Below are 702 nucleotides of genomic sequence, written 5' to 3' on the forward strand. Positions count from 1 at the left end.
TGCTCTTCCGATCTCTTCTCGCCGCAATATGGCGGCGCTACGTGGTCGTGGGCCAAATTCGTCGACCTGGTCAAGCATGTCTGGCCGGTGGTGGCGATCGCCACCTTCGGCGGTCTCGCCTACAATATGCGTGTCATGCGCGGCAATCTGCTCGACACGCTCAACGCGCAATATGTCGAGACAGCCAAGGCCAAGGGCCTGACGGGCAGCGCCGTCGTCATGCGCCACGCCGTGCCCAATGCCTTGCATCCGCTCGTCATGTATCAGGGCGTGGTGCTGCCCTACATGCTGACCGGCGAGATCGAGACGGCGATCATCTTCGCGCTGCCGACCGTCGGTCCGGCGATCGTCGGTTCGATGGCGGTCGGCGATGTCTATGTCACCGCCACCTTCATGATGGTGCTGTCGGCGACGCTGATCGTCGGCAACATCATCGCCGACATGCTGCTCGTCCTGCTCGATCCGCGCGTGCGTCAGTTCGGGGAGGGCTAGATGCTGGCTCGAGAGCCTTCACCCCCGCCACTGCCGGCCGAGCGATCCACAGTGGCGCCCGCACGCGGCAATGAGAGCTACATGGCGCTGGTTTGGCGCCGGCTGAAGCGCTCCTGGACCGGAATGGCGGGGCTTTGGCTGGTCGTGCTGCTGCTGGTGATGGCCGTGTTCGCCGAATTCCTGGCGCCGATGGACCCGAAGGCGACCGAT

At 64.5% G+C, this 702-nt stretch carries 1 protein-coding gene and 1 pseudogene; both read left to right on the forward strand.

Annotated elements, in window-relative coordinates; translation table 11 throughout:
• A partial coding sequence (locus X744_RS139735) for an ABC transporter permease (RefSeq protein WP_023763241.1) occupies window positions 1-492 on the forward strand: 492 nt, incomplete at its 5' end.
• A pseudogene (locus X744_RS1000000173305) lies at window positions 493-702 on the forward strand (ABC transporter permease); the annotation flags it as partial.

This window comes from Mesorhizobium sp. LNHC252B00, from assembly GCF_000502955.1.
Lineage (GTDB): Bacteria > Pseudomonadota > Alphaproteobacteria > Rhizobiales > Rhizobiaceae > Mesorhizobium.